Consider the following 20662-nt stretch of genomic DNA (forward strand, 5'->3'; position numbering starts at 1 on the left):
GGGTTCAGGGGGCGCGGCGGTCGCGGGCGCCCAGGCCCTCGTCGTCCGAGTCCGTCCACAGACTGATGTCGTAGGGCGTGTCGGAGATGGTGACGAGGTCGGGCCGGGGGTGCGCGGCCGGGGTGGTGGCGGTCTCCCGCAGCAGGGCCACGCTCTCGCGCAGGTGCTCGGCGTCCAGCCGGACCCGCCGTATCTCCAGACCGCCGCGGCCCAGCTGGTGCTCCAGGCGGCTCAGCGACCGGTTGAGGTCGTCCAGACAGCGCTGGACGGCGGTGATGTCGTCGTGCACGGACATGACTTGCCCTCACTTCCACGGGACCGGCGGGCCATGGGCGGCAACGTTCATGCGTCTTGGAGTGTTGCGCCTCGGCCTGCCTGTGTGAAGGGATGTGCGGCGATTGGCCGGGGCGTACGGGTGCATCGTCCGGGCGGTGTGCGCCGCATGGGTGGGCTTACCGGCTGTCGCCGCCGTGTCGCCCGCCGTTGCCGGATCCTTTCCTCTTCAGTGGCGGCATAGATCTGATCAGCTCCATATACCGCCAAATGCGAGCATAAGGCCCGTGGCTCCCCGGAGGTAGCAGAGATGTCCTACGACGGCGACGCCCACCACGCGGTCGCGGCGGGCCAGCGCCCCGCCGGCGCGCGGCCGGCCACGATCCGCCCGCGGCCGCACCGCACCGCGTCCCGGCCCCTTGGACGGGGCGCCCTGCGATCGGCCGCCTTCCTCGCCGCCGGCGCCCTCGCCGTGCCGCTGCTCGCCGGCTGCGGTGAGGACGAGAAGCCCCCCGCCCCCCTCGCCGGGCAGGACATCGCCCCGGCCGCCCGGAGCCTGGTCGCCGACGGCTCCACCCTGAAGTGGGCCGTGGACGCCCTGCCGGAGACGCTCAACACCTTCCAGGCCGACGCCGACGCCGGCACCGGCCGGGTCGCCCAGGCCGTGCTGCCCTCGATGTTCCGGCTCGACGCGAACGGCCGCCCGGTGGCCAACCCGGCCTACCTGGAATCGGCCGAGGTCATCGAGACCGAGCCGCGCCAGGTGGTGCTGTACAAGCTGAACCAGCAGGCCGTGTGGAGCGACGGCCGGGAGATCGGCGCCGCGGACTTCGTCGCCCAGTGGCGCGCCCTGTCCGGCCGGAACAGCGCCTACTGGACCGCCCGCAACGCCGGCTACGACCGCATCGCCAAGATCGAGCGCGGCGACAACGACCTCCAGGTCCGGGTCACCTTCTCCCGCCCCTACGCCGACTGGAAGTCGCTGTTCTCCCCGCTGTACCCGAAGGACGTCACCGGCACCCCGGACGCCTTCAACGACGGCGCCCGCCGCAAGCTGAAGGTCACCGCCGGCCCGTTCCGGGTGGAGAAGGTCGACACCGCGAACAAGGACGTGGTGCTCACCCGCAACCCCCGCTGGTGGGGCAGGCCGGCCAAGCTGGAGAAGATCGTGCTGCACGCCGTACCCCGCGACCAGCGGGCCGCCGCGCTCGCCGACGGCAGCGTGGACCTGGCCGAGGTCGACGCCGCCGACGCCCAGCGGATCGGGCTCGCGCACCGCGCGGGCGGCACCGGCACCCCGCTCCAGGGCGGCGGCCGCACCGCCGTGAAGAAGCTGGGGCAGCAGGCACTGCGGGACGTGGAGATCCGCAAGTCGCTGGAGCCCGCCTACACCCAGCTCGCCCTCAACGGCGCCGGCGGCCCCCTGGCCGACGAACGGGTGCGCCGGGCCGTCGCCCGCGCCCTGGACCGCGTGGAGCTGGCCCGGCTGGTGCTCACCCCGCTGGGGCTGCCCGCCGTACCCGTCGGCAGCCATCTGGCGCTGTCCGGACAGGCCGCCTACGCCGACAACAGCGGCGCGCTCGGCGCCCAGGACGCCAAGGAGGCCCAGGCGCTGCTCGCCGACGCCGGCTGGGTGCGCGGCGGCCCGCTGAAGGAGCAGCACAAGACCCAGAAGGCGGCGGGCTCCGAGCACCACGGCGAGGACGTCTCCCAGGGCGGCGAGGACGGCGCGTACATCGTCGGCGAGGACGACAAGGGCAACCGCCACGGGACCGCCGGCGACCAGCACACCGACCCGCACCTGGCCCGGGAGGGCCGGGCCGGCGGCGCCCCCGGTGCCTACGCCCCGAAGGGCACGGCGGCCCCGGCCGCCGCGCCGGCCGGGCCGCTCGCCAAGGACGGCAAGCCGCTCGCGCTGCGCTTCGTGCTGCCCTCCGGCCCCGGCTCGGACACCCTGAACTCGGTCGCCGAGAGGATCTCCGCGATGCTGGAGCAGGTCGGCATCCGCGCGACGATCACCAAGGTCTCGGACGAGAGCTACTTCAAGGACCACATCGCCGCCGGCGACTACGACCTCGCCCTGTACTCCTGGCCCGCCACCGCCTTCCCGGCGACCGACGCCCGGCCCGTCTACGCCAAGCCGCTGCCGGCGGCGGACGGCTCGGTGAACGTCGAGCAGAACTACACCCGGGTCGGCACCGACCAGGTGGACCAGCTCTTCGACCAGGCCGCGACCACCCTGGACGAGGACGAGGCACGGGACCTGATCAAGAAGGCCGACTCCCGGATCTGGGCGGCGGCGGGCTCCATCCCGCTCTACCAGCGCCCGCAGCTGGTGGGGGCGCGCAGGAACGTCGTGAACGCGGGGGCCTTCGGCTTCCAGACGCCGGTCTACGAGGACATGGGCTTCCTGAAGAAGGGGGCGAAGGTCTCGCCGGCCCCGGGCAAGGACAAGGGGTAGGACGGCCCGGGCGAGCCTCTTCGGCGACGGCCACGTACCATGGGGTGAGGCCGTGGCGTGTCCAGCCCGGCAGGGCCCGCGCGGCACGGACGTACGCGCAGGGCAGACCGCACACTCCGGGAGTACGCCACAATATGGCCACGCGCCACGACATCCGCAACGTCGCCATCGTCGCCCACGTCGACCACGGCAAGACCACCATCGTCGACGGCATGCTGAAGCAGGCCGGTGCCTTCGCCGCCCATCAGCTCGACCAGGTCGACGACCGGGTGATGGACTCGAACGACCTGGAGCGTGAGAAGGGCATCACGATCCTCGCCAAGAACACGGCGGTCAAGTACCACCCGAAGGACGGCGGGGACCCGATCACCATCAACATCATCGACACCCCCGGCCACGCCGACTTCGGCGGCGAGGTCGAGCGTGGTCTGTCGATGGTCGACGGTGTCGTCCTGCTCGTCGACGCCTCCGAGGGCCCGCTGCCGCAGACCCGCTTCGTGCTGCGCAAGGCGCTCCAGCAGCGCCTGCCCGTCATCCTGTGCATCAACAAGACGGACCGCCCGGACGCCCGGATCGACGAGGTCGTCAACGAGACCTACGACCTCTTCCTCGACCTGGACGCGGACGAGGAGCAGATCGAGTTCCCGATCGTCTACGCCTGCGGCCGTGACGGCGTCGCCTCGCTGACCAAGCCGGCCGACGGCACCGTCCCGACCGACAGCGACAGCCTGGAGCCGTTCTTCTCCACGATCCTGGAGCACATCCCGGCCCCCACCTACGACGAGGAGGCCCCGCTCCAGGCCCACGTCACCAACCTCGACGCCGACAACTTCCTCGGCCGTATCGCGCTGCTGCGGGTCGAGCAGGGCGAGCTGCGCAAGGGCCAGACCGTGGCCTGGATCAAGCGCGACGGCTCCGTGCAGAACGTGCGGATCTCCGAGCTGATGATGACCGAGGCGCTCACCCGCAAGCCCGCCGAGAAGGCCGGCCCGGGTGACATCTGCGCGGTGGCCGGTATCCCGGACATCATGATCGGCGAGACCCTGGCCGACCCGGAGAACCCGGTCGCGCTGCCGCTGATCACGGTGGACGAGCCGGCCATCTCCATGGTGATCGGCACCAACACCTCGCCGCTGGTCGGCCGGGGTGCCACCGGCAAGGGCGCCGACAACAAGGCGGCCGTCAAGGACCGCAAGGTCACCGCCCGCCAGGTCAAGGACCGCCTGGACCGCGAGCTGATCGGTAACGTCAGCCTCCGGGTGCTCGACACCGAGCGCCCGGACGCCTGGGAGGTCCAGGGCCGTGGTGAGCTGGCGCTCGCCATCCTGGTCGAGACCATGCGCCGGGAGGGTTACGAGCTGACCGTCGGCAAGCCGCAGGTCGTCACCAAGGAGGTCGACGGCAAGGTCTACGAGCCGGTCGAGCGCATGACGATCGACGTGCCCGAGGAGCACATGGGCGCGGTCACGCAGCTCATGGGCGTCCGCAAGGGCCGCATGGACAACATGTCCAACCACGGCTCCGGCTGGGTCCGCATGGAGTTCGTCGTGCCGTCCCGCGGTCTGATCGGTTTCCGTACCGAGTTCCTGACCCAGACCCGCGGCACTGGTATCGCCCACTCCATCCACGAGGGTCACGAGCCCTGGTTCGGCACCCTGCAGACCCGCAACAACGGCTCCCTGGTCGCCGACCGCGCCGGTGCCGTCACCGCGTTCGCGATGACGAACCTCCAGGAGCGCGGCGTGCTCTTCGTGGAGCCGGGCACCGAGGTGTACGAGGGCATGATCGTCGGTGAGAACTCCCGCTCCGACGACATGGACGTCAACATCACCAAGGAGAAGAAGCTCACCAACATGCGGTCCTCGACGGCCGATGTGACCGAGTCGATCGTGCCGCCGCGCAAGCTGTCGCTGGAGCAGTCGCTGGAGTTCTGCCGCGACGACGAGTGCGTCGAGGTGACCCCGGAGGCCGTTCGCATCCGCAAGGTCGTGCTCGACCAGCGCGACCGCGCCCGCGCCGCGAGCCGCGCCAAGCACGGCTGATCTCCCGGCACTTGAGCCCGGGTGCCCCCGTCACGGGGGCACCCGGGCTTTTTGCAACCCGTTTTCGGGGGCGTGATGTCCGGCATGCGGTGATCGGTGCCCGATAGCCATGTAACAAGTCCGTTTCGCGCCTTCTTCCGGCGAACAGTTTGTCCAGATTTTGGAAGGTCTACGCGCGAGCTGTGACTGAATTGAGATCTACGAGCGGTGGTCGGTAGTCGACCCATGGCAGATAGTTAGCGGCGTAGCGCTCGGGTCAATGGGTCTCGCACTGTGGGGACAGTGCCCGACTCACGAGCACCAGGGGGTGTCTGACCCTCCGTCAGGGGTGTCGGAGGGAAGACGGAAACCCCCTCCCGTTGGTGAACACGTGAAGTCATGAGGAGGGAACCCCAGTCATCACGCGCGTCCGACCGCGGTCACGCGCGTCCTCGGAGTACCCGGGTATCTCTCACACGCATACCTGTGAAACGGACGAACCGTGACAAGTCCTATCGAAACAGAGGGCAGCGGGGCGTCGGCCGTCGTCTCCGGCGCGTTACCACCGGAGCCAGGGACCCAGGCCGTCGAACTCGCGGGCCGGTCGCCGGGCCGGCTGATGTGGCTGCGCTTCAGACGCGACCGCACCGGCGTGATCTGCGCCGTGGTGGTGATCGGCTACTTCGTCGTCGCGCTGCTCGCGCCACTGCTGGCGAAGCTGCCCGGCACCGATCCGTACACCCTCTACGGCCAGGATCCCACCTACGCCGACCATCCCGTGCTCGACGAATTCGGGCTTCCGCTCGGCTACTTGGGGGGCGTCTCCGGCGAGCACTGGTTCGGCGTCGAGCCGCAGTACGGCCGTGATCTCTTCGCCATGCTGCTGTACGGCATGCGCACCTCCCTGTACATGGCGCTCGGCATCACCCTCCTGCTCATGCTCACCGGGGTCGTGATCGGCCTGATCGGCGGGTACTTCGGCGGCCGCACGGACTACTGGATCGGCCGCGGCACCGACTTCTTCCTCTCCTTCCCGCAGCAGCTGTTCTTCATCGCGTTCATGCCCGTCGTGACGTCGTTCTTCGTGGACCCGCGCGAGGAGACGCCGACCTACTTCCGCGCCGCGGCGATGCTGATCGTGCTGTGGCTGCTGGGCTGGATGGGCATGGCCCGGCTGGTGCGCTCCACCGTACTCTCCCTGCGCGAAAGGGAGTTCGTGGAGGCGGCCAGGGTCTCGGGCGCCTCGCCGTGGCGGATCGTCCGCAAGGAGATCCTGCCCAACGTCGTCACCCCGATCCTGGTGCAGTTCACGTACCAGCTGCCCAACACGATCCTCAGCATCGCCTTCCTGTCCTTCGCCGGGGTCGGCTTCGTCGAGCCGACGCCCGACTGGGGACGCCTCTTCGCCGCCGGCGCCCGGTACGCCGAACAGGACCCGGCGTTCATGTTCTTCCCCGGGGTGGCGCTGGTGATCTTCGTCCTGTGCTTCAACCTCCTCGGGGACTCCGTACGGGACGCGTTCGACCCCAAGTCCGGGCGCTAGCACGTCCGTTGGGTGGGGGGTGGCTGCCGCCCCCGCCGGCCCGCACGGCCGGCGCCCGGCAGATCTCACGGATAACAGACCCGACAGGTAGGTGGACAGCCCACATGATGTCTCAGCGTGCCCGCGCAGCGCGTGCCGTCGTGATCGCCCTCGCGGCCGGCTCACTGGCTCTCACGGCCTGCTCGAAGAACGAGGGCGGCAAGTCCGGGAAGGACACCAAGGAGGACCAGAAGGAGGCGGCGGTCCAGTCCAAACCGGTCGCCTACGCCGACGTCGCGGGATCGACCGGCCCCGCCGAGGAGGTGCCCGGCGCCAGGCGCGGCGGCACGATCACCGTCTACCAGGAGGCGGGCCTGTCCCATCTGGACCCCGGCCAGATCTACGTCAACGACTCCGGCCAGGTCGCCAACCTGCTCTTCCGCCGCCTGACCCAGTTCCAGGAGGACGCCAAGGGCAACGTCACGGTCGTCGGTGACCTCGCCACCGACTCCGGCAAGGCGTCCGACGGCGGCAAGACCTGGACCTTCACCCTGAAGGACGGCATCAAGGACGAGAACGGCAACGCCCTCACCTCGGCCGACGTCCGGCACACCGTCGAGCGCCAGTACGCGAAGTTCATCTTCGACGGCCCCACCTATCTGCAGACCTGGCTGAGCGGCACCGACTACCGCAAGGCCCTGCCCGGCGGCGGCTTCGACGGCAAGCACCTGCCGGCCTCGGTGCTGGACACCCCCGACGACAAGACGGTGGTCTTCCACTTCGACCAGCCGCGCCCGGACCTGCCGCAGACGCTCGCCATGCACGGCTACGCCGTCGTCCCCGCGAAGGGCGACACCAAGGAGCGGTACGAGAAGAAGCCGGTCGCCACCGGACCGTACAAAGTCGCCGAGAACAAGGCCGGCAAGACCCTGAAGCTGGTGCGGAACACCAACTGGGACCCGAAGACCGACTCCGTGCGCCACCAGTACGTCGACGGCTTCACCATCCAGTTCGGCGTCACCGAGTCCACCCAGACCAAGCGGCTGCTCGCCGACGAGGGCGACAACAAGAACGCCATCCAGCTCACCGGCGGCGTCGACGCCACCCAGATCCAGGACGTCATCAGGAACCCGGAGGCCAACAAGCGCACCGTCAGGGGCTACCAGCCCTACGTCATGGCGCTGACCTTCAACCTCGACCGGGTCAAGAACAAGAAGGTCCGCGAGGCCGCCGCCTACGCGGTCAACTCCAAGTCCCTCATCGCCGGCGAGGGCGGGGCGTACGGCGGTGAGGTCGCGCCGAACCTCTTCGCGCCGACGCTGCCCGGCTACGAGCCCTCCTACGACCCCTACGGCCGGCTGAAGACCCCGCAGGGCAACCCCGCCAAGGCCAAGGAGATCCTCAAGGACGTCCCGGCCGCCGAGAAGAAGCTCGTCCTCGCGTACGCCAACAGCGAGCAGGGCCAGCGGCGCAAGGTCGCCCTCGAGGACGCGCTGGGCAAGGCCGGCTTCGACGTCGTGGCCAAGGAGATCGACGCGGCCAGCTACTACGAGCAGCTCGGCAAGCTCGACAACCCCTACGACGTGTACATCACCGGCTGGGGCCAGGACTGGCCGTCCCCGGGCACGGTCGTCACCCCGATCTACGACGGCTCGCAGGTCTTCGACGGCTCCTCCAACTACTCCCACGTGAAGGACCCGAAGGTCGACGCCCTCATCAAGAAGGCGCTGACCCAGCAGCCGGCCGAGGCCGCCAAGACCTGGAAGGAAGCCCACCACTACCTGCTGGAGAACGTCCTCCCGGCGGCCCCCCTGTGGTACGCGAAGCAGTTCCAGCTCTCCGGCTCGAACGTGGGCGGCGCCCGCTACGGCACGGTGTCCAGCCTCATCGACATCAACCGGCTGTACCTGAAGTCGTGACGCCCGGCCGGGGAGGCGGAGCGCGCCGCGCGGCGGGCGCCCCGCCTCCCCGGCCACCTGGGCCCGCCCACCGTCTCCCACCGACTCCGCAGAGAGCAGCCAGCCCGCCATGGTTCAGTTCATCCTCCGGCGCACGGTCGGCGCCTTCGTCACGCTGTTCCTCATCGGGGCGGCGACGTTCTTCCTCTTCGTGGCCGCACCCTCCGACTACGCCTCCCTGGCCTGCGGCAAGGACTGCTCGCCCCAGCGGCTGGCGGACATCAGGGAGGCGCTGGGGCTCGACCTGCCCCTGGCCCAGCAGTTCTGGGACTTCATGTCCGGCATCGTCACGGGCCGCGACTTCCCGGCCGGTCACTGCTCGGCGCCCTGCCTGGGCGTGTCGTTCTACTCCGGGGACATGGTCTGGAGCACCATCATGGACCGGTTCCCGCTGACCCTCACCCTCACCGCCGGCGGCGCCGTCGTCTTCCTCCTCGTCGGGATCGGCGCCGGCATGATCGCCGCCTACCGGCGCGGCACCCTGGTGGACAAGGTCGCCACCGGCGCCTCCATGGTGCTCAGCTCCTTCCAGATCTACTTCCTCGGCCCGGTCGTGCTGACGATCCTCGTCTACAGCACCGGCTGGATGGAGGACCCCAAGTACGTGCCCCTCACCCGGGACCCGGTCGGCTGGTTCGTCGGGATGTCGATCCCGGTCTGCGTGCTGGCCACGATCTTCACCGCGCAGTACACCCGTATGGCCCGCTCGTCGATGATCGAGCAGCTCGCCGAGGACCATGTGCGCACCGCCCGCGCCAAGGGCATGTCCCGCAGATACGTCTTCCTGCGCTACGCCTGGCGCGGCTCGCTCATCCCCATCGTCACCATCCTCGGCATCGACGTCAGCTCCATGCTGGGCGGCGCCGTCGTCACCGAGCTGACGTTCTCCCTCCAGGGCATCGGCCGGCTCGCCGTGGACGGCGCGGTCAACAAGGACCTGCCGCTGACGATGGGAGTGATGCTGTTCGGCGCCTTCTTCATCCTGCTCATCAACATCCTCACCGACATCACCTACGCGTGGATCGACCCGCGCATCCGGCTCTCCTAGGAAGACCAGCCATCGTGACCACAGTGACCAAGGCCGGGGGAGCGCCGGCCCCGACCGGGCCGGGCGGATTCCTCTCGGTGCGCGATCTCCAGGTGACGTTCTCCACCGAGGACGGCCCGGTCAGGGCCGTCGACGGGCTCTCCTTCGACGTCGACCGCGGCCGGACCCTCGGCATCGTGGGCGAGTCGGGCTCGGGCAAGTCGGTCACCAACCTGACCGTCCTCGGGCTGCACGACCCGCTGTTCACGACCATCGACGGGGAGATCGTCCTGGACGGCAAGGAGCTGGTCACCGCCACCGAGAAGGAGCTGGAGCAGCTCCGCGGCAACCGGGTGGCGATGATCTTCCAGGACCCGCTCACCGCGCTGTCGCCCTTCTACACCATCGGCCGGCAGATCGCCGAGCCGTACATGAAGCACACCGGCGCCTCGAAGAAGGCCGCCTGGGAACGTGCCGTGGAGATGCTCGGCAAGGTCGGCATCCCGAACCCCGCGGAGCGCGCCCGGGACTATCCGCACCAGTTCTCCGGCGGTATGCGCCAGCGCGCGATGATCGCCATGGCGCTGGTGTGCGACCCGGACCTCCTGATCGCCGACGAGCCGACCACCGCGCTGGACGTGACCGTGCAGGCCCAGATCCTGGATCTGCTGAAGGACCTCCAGCGGGAGTTCGGCACCGCGATCGTCTTCATCACCCACGACCTCGGGGTCATCGCCGACATGGCCGACGACATCATGGTCATGTACGCCGGGCGCGCGGTGGAGCGCGGCACGGTCGACGAGGTGCTCCGCGCGCCGCGGCACCCGTACACCTGGGGCCTGCTGAACTCCATGCCCCGGCTGGACTCCGACCTCGCCACCCCGCTGGAACCCATTCCCGGGACGCCACCGAGCCTGCTCACCCCGCCGTCCGGCTGCCGCTTCCACCCCCGGTGCGCCTTCCGGGACCGGGTCGGCGGCGACCGCTGCGTCACCGAGAGCCCCGCCCTGGCACCGGGCCGCTCCTCGGCGTGCCACCTCGGCGCCGAACAGAAACGCACCATCTTCGCCGAAGAGATCAGGCCCCGACTGGGCTAGGAGGACAACCGACATGAAAGAGGACCTGGTCCTCCCCGCCGCCCGCGAGGCCGCTGCCGACACGCCACCGGAACCCCTGCTGGAGGTCTCGGGGCTGGTCAAGCACTTCCCCGTCAAGGGCGGCTTCCCCATCAAGCGGACCGTCGGCGCCGTCCAGGCCGTGGACGGGCTGGACCTGACCGTGCACGCGGGGGAGAGCTTCGGCCTGGTCGGCGAGTCCGGCTGCGGCAAGTCGACCACCGGCCGGCTGATCACCCGCCTGCTGGAGCCGACCGGCGGGACGATCACCTACCGCGGCCGGGACATCAGCCATGCCACGCGCAAGCAGCTCGCCCCCATCCGCTCCGAGATCCAGATGATCTTCCAGGACCCGTACTCGTCGCTGAACCCGCGGCAGACGGTCGGCAAGATCATCTCCGGTCCGATGGAGATCAACGGCATCGACCCGGAAGGCGGCCGGGAGAAGCGGGTCCGGGAACTCCTGGAGATCGTGGGCCTCAACCCGGAGCACTACAACCGGTTCCCGCACGAGTTCTCCGGCGGCCAGCGCCAGCGCATCGGGGTCGCGCGGGCGCTGGCGCTGGAACCGAAGCTGATCGTGGCGGACGAGCCGGTCTCGGCGCTGGACGTCTCCATCCAGGCCCAGGTGGTGAACCTGCTCCAGAAGGTCCAGAAGGAGCTGGGCATCGCGTTCCTCTTCATCGCCCACGATCTGGCGGTGGTCCGCCACTTCTCCCAGCGCGTGGCGGTCATGTACCTGGGCAAGATCATCGAGGTGGGTGACCGCGACTCCATCTACACCCGTCCGCGCCACCCCTACACCCACGCCCTGCTCTCCGCCGTCCCCGAGGTGACCCTGACGGAGGGCGAGGCGCCCCGGCGCGAGCGGATCCGGCTGGCCGGTGACGTCCCGTCCCCCATCTCCCCGCCCTCCGGCTGCCGCTTCCGCACCCGCTGCTGGAAGGCCCAGGACCGGTGCGCGACCGAGGAGCCCCCGCTGGTCCGGCTCGCCGGCAACCGGGACGGCCACCTGACGGCCTGCCACTTCCCGGAGGAGCCGACCACCGGGGCCCGGGCCGAGGACATCGTGCTGGACCCGGCCCTGACGGCGCTGGAGGAGGAACAGGGGGGCTGAGCGCGAGCGCCACGACGGGGTCGCCCGGGGCCCGGCCCGCCGGGCTCAGGCCCGGCGGGCCACCGTGATGATCTCCGGGGCCGCGGGGGTGAGCGGGGCCCGGTTCCAGTCGCCGTACTGTGCGGCCACCGTCAGGCCCGCCTCGGCGAGGAAACCCTCCAGCGCCGGGGCGTCCAGGAAGCGCAGGACGCCGTGCGCGGAGCGCGGGGACGGCCAGTGCGGGCCCGCGTAGGTCTCGGTGAAGCGCACCCGGCCCCGCTCCGGGCCGGTGCCGAGCGTCTCGTGCCAGACCCGCACCGGGGTGCCGTCGGGAGCGGTGATCTCGTGCACCCGGTCCGGGGTCCAGCGCTCCCAGGGCCGGGCGGCGGGGTTGCGGGTCTCGAAGACGAAACGGCCGCCGCCGCGCAGGGCGGCGTGGGCGGCGTGCAGGCAGGTCCGGATGTCGTCGTCGGTCAGCAGCTCCTGGAAGGCGTGGCCGGTCATGACGACCAGGTCGAACTCCTGCCGCCAGTGCCGTACCCGGACATCGCCGAGGACCCACTCGACGTCGGGTCGCGCCCGGCGGGCCTGGACGAGCATCGCGGGAGCCGGATCGAGGCCCATCAGCCGTCCCCGGTGTCCCTCGGCCCGGGCCCGCCGCAGTAACTGCCCGGTGCCGCACCCGATGTCCAGCACGGAGCCGCCCTCCCGCAGCAGCCCGAGGTAGAAGTCGTCACCCGGTCCCCAGGGGTTGAGGCTGTCGTACAGCGCGGCGAGTGAGGGGTCGGCAAAGGCTTGGTCCACCACCGCGGCAGTGTGACACACCGCACCGAACGATGGGTCGGGAAAGGCGTACTTGTAATCCCTTGAAAACAAAGGGAGTTGCTGTTCGGTGACGCGAACCGGTGGAGCACGGGAGAGGGCCCGCGCCTGGGCAGGCGCGGGCCCTCGTCCCCTGGACCGGACGTTCATGGGCTCGGGTCAATGGGCCGGTGAAAGTCCGCTCCGCGAGGGGGCGGCTGACGGAAAGGGGTGTGTCAGGCCGCCGCCTCGGGGTCCTTGGAAAGGCGCGGGGCGGGCACGGTGTCCGCCGTCTCCGGGTAGTGGCAGGCCGTGAGGTGGCCGTCCCGGTTGCCCTCCACCCGCACCAGCGGCGGCGCCTCCGACGCGCACTTCTCGGTCGCCTTCCAGCAGCGGGTGCGGAAGCGGCAGCCGGAGGGCGGGTTGATCGGCGACGGCACGTCCCCGGTCAGCCGGATGCGCTCGCGCGGCTCCTCCTCCACCGTCGCCTCGGGCACGGCGGACAGCAGGGCCCGGGTGTAGGGGTGGCGCGGGTTGCCGTACAGGTCCTCGCGGTCGGCGATCTCCACGATCTTGCCGAGGTACATCACGGCGACGCGCTGCGAGAAGTGCCGGACGATGGCGAGGTCGTGGGCGATGAACACGAACGCGATGCCGAGTTCCCGCTGCACCTTCTGGAGCAGGTTGACGACCTGGGCCTGGATGGAGACGTCCAGGGCGGAGACCGGTTCGTCGGCGACGATCAGCTTCGGCTCCAGGGCGAGGGCGCGGGCCACGCCGATGCGCTGGCGCTGGCCGCCGGAGAACTCGTGCGGGAACCGGTTGTAGTGCTCCGGGTTCAGACCGACGATCTCCAGGAGTTCGCGGACCCGCTTCTCCCGGCCGCCTTCCGGGTTGATGTCGTTGATCTCCATCGGCCCGGAGATGATCTTGCCGACCGTCTGCCGCGGGTTCAGCGAGGCGTACGGGTCCTGGAAGATCATCTGGATCTCGGAGCGGATCGGCGCCAGATCCCTGCGGCCGGCGTGCGTGATGTCCTGGCCCTGGTAGGTGATCTTGCCGCTGGTCGGCTCCAGCAGGCGGGTGATCAGCCGGCCGGTGGTCGACTTGCCGCAGCCGGACTCGCCGACCAGGCCCAGGCTCTCGCCCGCGGCGACCTGGAAGTCCAGCCCGTCGACGGCCTGGACGGCGCCGACGGTTCGCTTGATGGGGAAGCCGCCCTTGATCGGGAAGTGCTTGGTGAGCCCGGAGACGTCCAGGAGGGGGGTGGTGCTGCTCATGGTGGTGAAGTCCCGTCTGAAGACCGTCAGTGGGTGCGGGCCGCGGCGTAGTCGGAGAACAACTCGCGCTTCTGCTCCGGCGTCAGATGGCAGGCGGCGGCCCGCCCGTCCACGAACTCCAGCGCGGGCCGCTCACTGGAGCACCGCCCGCCGGCCACCTGGTCGACGAACGCGCACCGGGGGTGGAAGCGGCAGCCGGACGGCGGGTTGAGCAGGGAGGGCGGCGAGCCGGGGATCGGCGACAGCGGTACGTCGACCGGTCCGTCCAGGCTCGGCATGGAACCGAGCAGCCCCAGCGTGTACGGGTGCTGCGGGGTCTGGAGCACTTCCTTCTTCGTGCCGCGCTCCACGCACCGGCCGCCGTACATCACCAGCACGTCGTCCGCGATGTCCGCGATGACGCCCAGGTCGTGCGTGATGAAGATGATCGCGGTGCCGAACTCCTGCTGGAGGTCCTTCAGCAGGTCCATGATCTGCGCCTGGACCGTCACGTCGAGGGCCGTGGTCGGCTCGTCGGCGATCAGCAGCTCCGGGTCGCACACCAGCGCCATGGCGATCATCGCGCGCTGGCGCATACCGCCGGAGAACTGGTGCGGGTAGTCGTCCACCCGGACGTCGGGCTGCGGGATGCCGACCCGGCGGAGCATCTCGACCGCGCGCTCCCGGGCCTCCTTCTTGGAGCAGCCGGTGTGCTTGCGGTACGTCTCGCCGATCTGCGCGCCGATGGTGTGGTACGGCGACAGCGAGGCCAGCGCGTCCTGGAAGATCATCGACATCTTGTTGCCGCGGAGCTGCTCCAGCTCCTTCTCGGTGGCGGTGACCAGCTCCTTGCCGTCGAGCAGGATCTCGCCGTCGAGGGCGGTGTTGCGCGGGTCGTGCAGGCCCAGGATCGCCATGTTGGTGACGGACTTGCCGGAGCCGGACTCGCCGACGATGCCGAGGGTCTTGCCCTTCTCCAGGTCGAAGGAGAGCCCGTCGACGGCCTTGACGACGCCGTCCTCGGTGGAGAAGTGCACCTTGAGGTCGCGGACGGAGAGGAAGGGGGTGCTCATGGGTCTCTCCTTAAGCGAGGCGCACGCGCGGGTCGATCAGGGCGTACACGGCGTCCACGATGATGTTGAACACGATGATCGCGGCGGCGGCGACCATGATGACGCCCAGCAGGATCGGCAGGTCGTTGGTGCCGACCGCCTTCACCGAGAGCATGCCGAGGCCCTGGAGGCTGAAGGTCGACTCGGTGATGATCGCGCCGCCGAGCAGCACACCGAGGTCGAGGCCGAAGATGGTGATGATCGGGCCCATGGCGCCGCGCCAGGCGAACCGGAAGAACACCGTGCGGCGCGACAGGCCCTTGGCGCGGGCGGTGCGCACGTAGTCCTGCGTGAGCGATTCGACCATCTGCGAACGGGTCATACGGGTGTAGTTCGCGGTGAAGATCAGCGACAGCACCAGCCACGGCACCAGCAGGCCGGAGAACCACTTGCCGGGGTTGTCGGTGAACGGCGTGTAGCTGGCCCGGTCCAGCAGGTGCAGCTGGTCGACCAGGAGGTAGGTGGCGAACACGCCGACCACGTAGATCTGCATCGAGGACGCGATCAGCGAGGCCGAGCTGGCGATCTTGTCCAGCGCCTTGCCCTGCTTGACGGCGGCCAGCATGCCGGTGCCGACACCGAAGATCAGGAAGACCACGGCGGCGCCGAGGGACAGGGAGATGGTGGTGGGGAAGCGGTCCAGGATGGTGTCCAGCACCGGCTCACGGCTCTGGAACGAGTAGCCCAGGCAGGGCGCGTCGCAGTGCCCGTACGAGGTGTAGTCCCGCCCCACGAACAGGCCCTTGAGCCATTCCCAGTACTGCATGGGGAGCGGATCGGAGATCCCCAGGTTCTTCTTCACCAACTCCAGGGTCTCCGGGGTGCAGACCTTGCCGCAGGCGATGCGGGCGGGGTCGCGCGGAGCGGCGTAGAACAGGACGAACACCAGGGCGCTGATGATCAGCAGAATCACCGCGGCGCCGAGGATCCGGCGGACGAGGAAGCGGAACATGGCAGTTGGGATTTCCTGACGGATGCCGTAGGGGGGAGAGACGGCGGGGCGGCACCGGGGCCGCCCCGCCTAGGGGGCCGTACGTCAGGCCTTGACGAAGGTCTTGTACAGCAGCGTGGCGGAGAAGTTCGGGTCGAACTGCGCGCCGCCGACCTTGTTTCCGTAGACGTAGAAGCGGCGGGTGAACGTCTCGGGGATGATCGGGGCGACCTCCTCCATGATCCGCTTGTCCAGGGCGACCCAGGCCTTGCCGGCCTCGTTCTGGTCGCTGATGACCGCGTTCTTCTTGATGCCCTCGTTGATCCAGTCGACGTTGGTCTGCGAGACGTTGTTCTTGCCGTTGCCGATGGCCTCGCCGTCGTACAGCGGCTGGAGCATCGTGAAGGCGGTCGGCCAGTCCGGGGACCAGCCGCCCCACATCACGTCGTAGCTGTTGTCGACCTGCTGGACCTGGTCGTAGTAGGACGTGGAGTCGATCGGCTTGATGACCGGGGTGAAGCCGGCCGCCTTGAGCGCGTTCTCGATGACGACCTTGGTCTTGTTGTAGGTCGGGTCGTTCGGGAAGGCGTAGACGATCTTCTGGCCTTCCTTGCCGGCCTCCTTCAGCAGCTTCTTCGCGGCCTCGGGGTCGCCCTGCGGCTTCTTCAGCTTGCCGTACACATCGGACTTCTCGTAGCCGATGATGTCGGGGCTGATGGTCGTCGTGGCGATGTCACCGGCGGACGGGCCGCCGTAGATCTGCCGGATCTGCTGGAGCGGCCAGGCGTGGATCAGGGCCTGGCGGACCTTGAGGTCGGTGACCCGCTTGGTGTTGATCCAGTAGAAGTAGGTGCCGCCGATCAGGCCGTTGAAGGTGCGCTTCTTCAGCTCGGGGTCGGTCAGGACCTTCTGGATGCGCTCGGCCGGGACGCCCTTGTAGATGGAGACCGCGTAGGCGTCGTTGCCCTGGGAGGCGATGAGGCGGTCGGTGGAGTCGAGCGTCTCCACACCGAAGCGGAACTCGAAGCCGTCCGGGTAGGCGTTGCGGATCGGGTCCGTCTTCGGGTCCCAGTGCTTGTTGCGGGTCAGCACCATCGACTTGTCGGTGGTGTGCGCCTTGACCATGTACGGGCCGCAGGCGACCGGCTTCTTGTCGTACTTCTCCTTGGTGTCCAGCTTGGCCGGCACCGGGGCGTACGAGTGCATCGCCAGGGTGAAGTTGAAGTCCGGCTTGGACTCCGCGAGCTTGAAGGTGATCGTCCGCTTGGCCTTGTCGGTGACGATCGAGTCGAGGTGCTTGCCCTTGTACGGGCCCTCGTAGGCGTCACGCCACTTGCCGGACTTGCCGGTCAGCGCCCGCTGGACGTAGTCGGCGCCCTCGGTGATGAACGGCGCCCAGGAGCGCTCGATGCCGTGGCGGACGTCCTCGACGGTCAGCTCGCTGCCGTCCTCCCACTTCAGACCCTCCTTCAGCGTGAAGGTCCAGGTCTTGTTGTCGGCGGAGGGAGTGCCGGTGTCGGTGGCCAGGTCGCCGACCAGCTTCTGCTTGCCGGACGCGTCGATCTTGTAGCCGGTCAGGCAGCGGTGCAGCACGTTCGCGACGGTGGAGTTGTACGCGTAGTAGATGCGCTGCGGGTCCAGGTGCGAGAAGTCGTCCGGGGCCAGGCCGTAGATCGTCCCGCCCGTCTTCGCGCCGGGGATCTCCGGGGCCGGGCCGGTGGAGTCGGCCTGGGTGCCGATGGTGACCTTGGCGCCGGTGTACTCCGTGGCGCCGGCGCTCGGGGTACCGCTGCCGCCCGCGTCACCGCTGCTGCACGCGGACAGCACCGTCGAGCCCGCGGCCGCGACAGAGGTGGCGATCAGGAAGTTTCTGCGGGAAAAGGACATGGCTGGCCTGTTCTGCTGGAGGAACGAAGTGGTGCTGGGACCCCGGCCGGGCCCCGTCGCCGTGGCCGGGGATGGAGCTCAGCGCTTGGTCTTGGGGTCCAGGGCGTCGCGGACCGAGTCACCGAGGAGGTTGAAGGCGACCACGAAGACCACCATCGACAGGCCCGGGAAGAGCATGAAGGTGATGTCGTCCTGGTACACCTTGGCGCCGTTCTGGATCATCACGCCCCAGTCGGGGGTGGGGTCCGTCAGACCGACGCCGAGGAAGGCGAGACCCGCCTCCGCCGTGACGTACGCGGGCAGCAGCAGCGTCGACTGGATCAGGATCGGCGTCCAGAGGTTGGGCAGCAGTTCCTTGAAGATGATGCGTGCCGGGGACGCGCCGGTGACCTTGGCCGCCTCCACGAACTCCCGCTCGCGCAGCGCGAGCACCTCGCCGCGCAGCAGTCGGGCGATGGAGGCCCAGCCGAAGGCCGTCATCACGAGGATGAGGCTGGTGACGGTCAGCCAGACCGGGGTGTTCTCCTCCGGCGAGACGAAGATGGCCATCACCACGGGCCAGAAGGCGATGAAGAAGAGGGTCTGCGGGAACGCCAGCAGGATGTCGATGACCCGGCCGACGAAGTAGTCCGTCTTGCCGCCGAGGTAACCGGCGGTGACGCCGACGACGACGCCGAGCAGGGTCGTCAGCAGGGCGGCCGCGGTCGCGATGAGCAGCGAGTTGCGGATGCCGTAGAGCAGGAAGGTGAAGACGTCCCGGCCGAGCTGCGGCTCGATGCCGAACCAGAAGTCGGAGCTGATGCCGCCGTTGGGCTTGACCGGGTAGTTGAACTCGTTCAGCAGGCCCGGGATGTTCATGCCGTAGGTGGTGTACGGGTCCTTGCCGTACAGCTTGGCTATGAGCGGCGCGAGGATGCCGACGACGAAGAAGAGGATCACCACGAAGGCGGATATGACGCCCGTCCGGTCCCGCTTGAAGCGGATCCAGGCCAGCCGTCCCGGAGAGCGGCTTTCGGTGCCCTTGGGGGTGGCGGGCTTCGCCGATGCGGCGCTGTCTTCGTCGGTCACCTCGAGCGGGGCGGCCGGGGAAGGGGTTGCGGGGGTCATGATGCTCCGTGCCTTGTGGGTCAAGGCTCCGCAGGGCGCTCCCCTACGGGCTACGCCGGACTTTTTCAACGCAATTCATTCAAGGTCAATAAATTCTCGGCCGCCTTGGTTTTCTCTTTACCTTCTTTACCCCCTCTTGATCGTTCCGTAGCTACGCGGGTAGCGCGCCGTAATCAATCCGTGCTTCACATCGGACCAACTGCGCGAAACGGGCAAGAAGTTCGATATGCGGACGGTGGAGTGTCGACATGCGTACATCACCCCGTCCCAATCCAACGTTTCGGCATCGTTACGCGGAGATCTATTGCGCTGGATGGTCAAGATCATCAGTGGCCGGGCGCCGGGTGCCTGCAATCGGATGACGCGTCCCCCTAAAGGCCGTCTTTTCGGGCAGTACGCGACAGCCGCGCGCGGTATGTCTCCCTCGACCCGTACTCGTTTTCCGGCTCACGAGGAGGCACGCCATGCGGCGCAGCACGCACGCCCGACGGGCCGCCTGCGCGGCGGCGGCCCTGGCGCTCGCCGCCACGGGCTGCGCGGGCGCGGGCGCCGGCGGCAACGGCGGCGCAGTGCTCAGCTCCTCCTGGGCCGACCCGCAGAACCCGCTGGAGCCGGCCAACACCAACGAGGTGCAGGGCGGCAAGGTCCTCGACATGATCTTCCGGGGCCTGAAGCGGTACGACCCGAAAACGGGCAAGGCCCGCGACTTTCTGGCCCGGTCCATCGAGACCCGGGACTCGCGCACCTTCACCGTCCGCCTGAAAGACGGCTGGATCTTCTCCAACGGCGAGAAGGTGACCGCCCGCTCCTTCGTGGACGCCTGGAACTACGGGGCGAACCTGCGCAACAACCAGAAGAACGCCTACTTCTTCGGCTACATCGACGGCTACGACGAGGTCCACCCCGACAACGGCCGGCAGCGCGCCGACACCCTGAGCGGCCTGAAGGTGGTGGACGACCACACCTTCACCGTCCGGCTCAACCAGAAGTTCTCCGGCTTCCCCGACACCCTCGGCTACGCGGCCTTCGCCCCGCTGCCCCGCGCCTTCTTCACCGACCACGCGGCCTGGGTGCGCAAGCCCGTCGGCAACGGCCCGTACACCATCGAGTCCTATACAAAGGGCGCGCAGATGTACCTGAAGAAGTGGGACCGCTACCCCGGCCCGGACAAGGCGCGCAACGACGGCGTCACCCTGCTCGTCTACACCGACAGCAACACCGCCTACACCGACCTCCTGGCCGGCAACCTCGACCTCGCCGACGACATCCCCGCCGCCCAGCTGAAGAACGTCGAGAGCGACCTGGGCGAGCGCTACCTCAACACGCCCGCGGGCATCCTCCAGACCCTCGCCTTCCCCTACTACGACAAGGCCTGGAGCAGACCCGGCGCGGAGAAGGTCCGCACCGGGCTGTCCATGGCGATCAACCGCCGGCAGATCACCGACACCATCTTCCGCGGGACCCGCACCCCGGCCACCGACTGGACCTCCCCGGTGCTCGGCGCGGCCGGCGGCTACAAGGAGGGCCTGTGCGGCAGGGCGTGCGACTACGACCCCGGCCGGGCGCGCGAGCTGATCGAGGAGGGCGGCGGCATCCCCGGCGGCCGGCTCACCGTCACCTACAACGCGGACTCCGGCTCGCACCGGCAGTGGGTCGACGCGGTGTGCAACTCCATCAACAACGCGCTCGGCGACGACCGGGCCTGCGTCGGCAACCCGGTCGGCACCTTCGCCGACTTCCGCAACCAGCTCGGCGGGCACCGGATGACCGGCCCGTTCCGGGCGGGCTGGCAGATGGACTACCCGCTCATCCAGAACTTCCTCCAGCCCCTCTACTACACCGGCGCCTCCTCCAACGACGGCGCCTGGTCCGACGAGGAGTTCGACCGGCTGGTCGACCGGGCCAACGCCGAGACCGACCCCGCCAGGTCCGTCGCCCTCTTCCAGCGCGCCGAGGAGGTCGTCCGGGACCACATGGCCGCGATCCCGCTGTGGTACCAGAACGGCAACGCCGGCTACTCCGAGCGGCTGTCCCACGTGGCGCTCAACCCGTTCAGCGTGCCCGTGTACAACGAGATCAGGGTCGGCTGAGC

Annotated in this window: 15 protein-coding genes; 8 read left to right on the forward strand and 7 right to left on the reverse strand. The window is 69.2% G+C overall.

The genetic code is table 11. The features are described 5' to 3' along the window. Window positions 1-4: 4 nt before the first annotated feature. Window positions 5-295: an Rv0250c family protein gene (locus tag IE251_RS02190; RefSeq protein ID WP_189751175.1), complete on the reverse strand. Its 291-nt coding sequence runs from the start codon at window positions 293-295 to the stop codon at window positions 5-7. Window positions 296-583: 288 nt separating this feature from the next. Between IE251_RS02190 and IE251_RS02195 the strand changes: the two genes are divergently transcribed. The 7 genes from IE251_RS02195 to IE251_RS02225 all read left to right on the forward strand — a co-directional run bounded on the left by IE251_RS02195 (window position 584) and on the right by IE251_RS02225 (window position 11494). Continuing rightward, a complete protein-coding gene (locus tag IE251_RS02195) occupies window positions 584-2734 on the forward strand; it encodes an ABC transporter family substrate-binding protein (protein ID WP_189751176.1) in 2151 nt (716 codons plus the stop codon). A gap of 134 nt (window positions 2735-2868) precedes the next feature. Then, the gene (gene typA / locus IE251_RS02200; RefSeq protein WP_189751177.1) at window positions 2869-4776 is read left to right on the forward strand and encodes a translational GTPase TypA; all 1908 of its coding nucleotides are present in this window, start codon (window positions 2869-2871) and stop codon (window positions 4774-4776) included. Between the two features lie 481 nt (window positions 4777-5257). Beyond that, window positions 5258-6298: an ABC transporter permease gene (locus IE251_RS02205; protein WP_189751178.1), complete on the forward strand. Its 1041-nt coding sequence runs from the start codon at window positions 5258-5260 to the stop codon at window positions 6296-6298. Between the two features lie 104 nt (window positions 6299-6402). Then, complete coding sequence (locus tag IE251_RS02210; RefSeq protein WP_189751179.1) at window positions 6403-8196, forward strand: ABC transporter substrate-binding protein; 1794 nt, start codon at window positions 6403-6405, stop codon at window positions 8194-8196. 109 nt (window positions 8197-8305) lie between these two features. Beyond that, window positions 8306-9283 carry an ABC transporter permease gene (locus tag IE251_RS02215; RefSeq protein WP_189751180.1) on the forward strand — a complete coding sequence of 326 codons (978 nt, stop codon included), beginning with the start codon at window positions 8306-8308 and terminating at the stop codon, window positions 9281-9283. 14 nt (window positions 9284-9297) lie between these two features. Then, entirely contained in the window at window positions 9298-10359 is a 1062-nt protein-coding gene (locus IE251_RS02220; protein ID WP_189751181.1) for an ABC transporter ATP-binding protein, read from the forward strand. Between the two features lie 13 nt (window positions 10360-10372). Continuing rightward, the gene (locus IE251_RS02225) at window positions 10373-11494 is read left to right on the forward strand and encodes an ABC transporter ATP-binding protein (protein ID WP_189751182.1); all 1122 of its coding nucleotides are present in this window, start codon (window positions 10373-10375) and stop codon (window positions 11492-11494) included. 45 nt (window positions 11495-11539) lie between these two features. Here the strand turns inward: IE251_RS02225 and IE251_RS02230 are convergent, their stop codons facing one another. The 6 genes from IE251_RS02230 to IE251_RS02255 all read right to left on the reverse strand — a co-directional run bounded on the left by IE251_RS02230 (window position 11540) and on the right by IE251_RS02255 (window position 18570). Next, a complete protein-coding gene (locus IE251_RS02230) occupies window positions 11540-12280 on the reverse strand; it encodes a class I SAM-dependent methyltransferase (RefSeq protein WP_189751183.1) in 741 nt (246 codons plus the stop codon). Window positions 12281-12510: 230 nt separating this feature from the next. Beyond that, entirely contained in the window at window positions 12511-13554 is a 1044-nt protein-coding gene (locus IE251_RS02235) for an ABC transporter ATP-binding protein (RefSeq protein ID WP_189751184.1), read from the reverse strand. Between the two features lie 26 nt (window positions 13555-13580). Next, complete coding sequence (locus IE251_RS02240; RefSeq protein WP_189751185.1) at window positions 13581-14606, reverse strand: ABC transporter ATP-binding protein; 1026 nt, start codon at window positions 14604-14606, stop codon at window positions 13581-13583. 10 nt (window positions 14607-14616) lie between these two features. Continuing rightward, complete coding sequence (locus tag IE251_RS02245) at window positions 14617-15597, reverse strand: ABC transporter permease (RefSeq protein ID WP_189751186.1); 981 nt, start codon at window positions 15595-15597, stop codon at window positions 14617-14619. 84 nt (window positions 15598-15681) lie between these two features. Next, window positions 15682-17463 (reverse strand): ABC transporter substrate-binding protein, encoded by a 1782-nt coding sequence (locus IE251_RS02250; RefSeq protein ID WP_189751187.1) that lies wholly within the window; start codon window positions 17461-17463, stop codon window positions 15682-15684. 78 nt (window positions 17464-17541) lie between these two features. Continuing rightward, on the reverse strand, window positions 17542-18570 hold the full coding sequence (locus IE251_RS02255) for an ABC transporter permease (protein ID WP_030778916.1): 1029 nt from the start codon (window positions 18568-18570) through the stop codon (window positions 17542-17544). 464 nt (window positions 18571-19034) lie between these two features. Between IE251_RS02255 and IE251_RS02260 the strand changes: the two genes are divergently transcribed. Beyond that, window positions 19035-20660, forward strand: a complete 1626-nt coding sequence (locus tag IE251_RS02260) for a peptide ABC transporter substrate-binding protein (protein WP_189751188.1) — start codon at window positions 19035-19037, stop codon at window positions 20658-20660. Window positions 20661-20662: the final 2 nt, after the last annotated feature.

The organism is Streptomyces eurythermus (genome assembly GCF_014649115.1).
Taxonomy (GTDB): domain Bacteria; phylum Actinomycetota; class Actinomycetes; order Streptomycetales; family Streptomycetaceae; genus Streptomyces; species Streptomyces eurythermus.